2 protein-coding genes are annotated in these 2,453 nt (G+C 68.2%); one reads left to right on the forward strand and one right to left on the reverse strand.

Translation table 11 applies throughout. The features are described 5' to 3' along the window. A partial coding sequence (locus tag VGD70_RS28110) for a DUF3459 domain-containing protein (RefSeq protein ID WP_331086543.1) occupies window positions 1–1,269 on the forward strand: 1,269 nt, incomplete at its 5' end. Window positions 1,270–1,808: 539 nt separating this feature from the next. On the opposite strand, the gene VGD70_RS28115 is transcribed toward VGD70_RS28110, so the two are convergent. Beyond that, window positions 1,809–2,453 (reverse strand): AAA family ATPase (locus VGD70_RS28115; RefSeq protein WP_331086545.1); only part of this gene is annotated, 645 nt, incomplete at its 5' end.

Below are 2,453 nucleotides of genomic sequence, written 5' to 3' on the forward strand. Positions count from 1 at the left end.
CACGAGCCCTATGGAGGGCCGGAGGCGCTGCAGCGTTTCGTCGATCGGTGCCACGCGGTCGGGCTGGCCGTCTGCCTGGACGTGGTCTACAACCACCTCGGGCCGAGCGGGAACTACCTCGACACGTTCGGGCCGTACTTCACCTCGCGCCACACGACGCCCTGGGGCCCGGCGGTCAACCTGGACGACGACGGCAGCGTCGAGGTGCGCCGGTTCATCTGCGACAACGCGCTGCGCTGGTTCCGGGAGTTCCACGTCGACGCCTTGCGATTGGACGCGGTACACGCTCTTGCCGACGACAGCCCACGGCACCTGTTGGCGCAGTTGTCGGAGCAGACGGCCGACTTGTCGGCGGAGCTCGGGCGGCCGCTGGGGCTGGTCGCGGAGTCCGACCTGAACGACCCGCGCATGGTCGAGCCGGTGGCTGACGGTGGGCTCGGGATGACCGCGCAATGGAGTGACGACTTCCACCATGCGCTGCACACGCTGCTGACCGGGGAGCGAGCGGGGTACTACGTGGACTTCGGCGAGCCCGGGGTGTTCGCCAAGACGCTAACCCAGGTGTTCCTGCACGACGGGTCCTACTCGACATTCCGCGGCACGGACTGGGGGCGCCCGGTGGACCCCAAGCGGCACCGCGGCTGGGAGTTCCTCGCGTACACCTCGAACCACGACCAGGTCGGCAACCGCGCGCTCGGCGACCGGCCCGCTCTGACGCCCGGCCAGCTGGCGATCGGTGCGGCCCTGGTGATCACCTCGCCCTACACGCCGATGGTGTTCATGGGTGAGGAATGGGGTGCCTCCACGCCGTGGCGGTTCTTCACCGACCACTCGGAGCCCGAACTCGCCGAGGCCGTCCGGACCGGCCGGCGCCGCGAGTTCGCGTCGTACGGGTGGGAAGCCGAGGAGATCCCCGACCCGCAGGATCCGGAGACGTGGCGGAGCTCGGTGCTCGACTGGACCGAGGTGGACGCCTCGCCGCACCGCGAACTGCTCGCCTGGTATCGCGACCTGCTCGCGCTGCGGGCCCGGAGCGAGGACCTGCGCGACGACCGGCTGGACTCGGTGGACATCTCCTACGACGCGGACGGCTCGTGGCTGGTAATCACCCGGGGCGACCTCCGGGTCGTGGCGAACCTCGAAGCCAACGAGCTGGTGGTGCCGCTCGACCGCGTCCCGGCGTACGAGGTGCTCTCATTCGGCGGGGCCGAAATCGTCACTCACGGTATTCGGATTCCCGGCCACGGGGTGGGCGTTTTCGGCGGGTGAATTGCTTTCGGACTTGAAGAAAGTGCCGTCGAAATGTGGCGGAAACTCTTTTGCTGTTGGATAAGTCTGGACATAGCGGTCGATATCAGGGGAAACGTCCGTTTGCCGGAGGGTACTTGACGATTCACTTGTGTCGAAGGTACCTGGTAACGGACTGTTGAGAAGCCAGCAGGGAGCGGTCACGGGGGCAACGGGAGGTCATCGATGACAGTCGGAGGCGTCGACACTTACTACGACTACGAAGAGAAGCAGTGGAAGAGCAGGAGGCTGGGCGGCGGACCGATTCGCCGAGGCCCGGTCTGCCCAGCGCCACGCACCGTCGAGCATCAACCGGTCGAGCGACGAGCGGTCGGCCGAGACCACACCAGCAACCCCAAGGACGACAAAGTCCTGAGCTGATCCGGCCCCGGGTGGCCGGCACCGCCAGGCCCGACCACCCAGCCCCAGCCATACGACCCCGCCGGGTGCCGAGTACCAGGGCACCCGGCCTGTCATGCCCGCCCGTCATGGGCCGAGAGGTTCCGCGCTCCTTGATGGCACTAGCCGCCGGCCGCGGTCTGGGCGTCAGTGGGGTGGAGTGAGCGGAGTTCTTCGGTGGTGGGGAGGCGGCCCAGGCGGCGGAGGCGTTGGGACTGGGCCTTGCGCATGGCTTCGACCAGGCGGCGGGCCTCGCGGGCGTTGCCGAAGTTGGCGCCGTGGGCGATCCGGTCGAAGTACGCCGTCAGCGGTGGCCCGGCGGCCGGGTCGAGCTGGTAGTCGCCGCCGGCCACCATCCGGTCGGTGATCAGCAGCAGTTCCTCGGCGGAATAGTTCTCGAACTCGATCGTCTTGGAGAACCGGGACCCCAGGCCGGGGTTCGCGGCCAGGAAGTCGTCCATCTCGGCGGTGTAGCCCGCCACGATGATGGCGATCTCGTCGCGGTGGTCCTCCATCAGCTTCACCAGCGCGTCGATCGCCTCCTGGCCGAAGTCGCCGCCGGTGCCGGCCGAGCGGGACAGCGTGTAGGCCTCGTCGATGAACAGCACCCCACCGAGCGACTTCTCGAACACCTGGGCGGTCTTCTCCGCGGTGTGGCCGATGTACTGGCCGACCAGGTCGCGCCGCGACACCTCGGTGAAACTGCCCTGCGGGAGTACGCCGAGCGCCTTCAGCAGCTTCCCGTACAACCGCGCCACGGTGGTTTT

Source organism: Actinophytocola sp. (assembly GCF_036402745.1).
GTDB lineage: Bacteria > Actinomycetota > Actinomycetes > Mycobacteriales > Pseudonocardiaceae > Actinophytocola.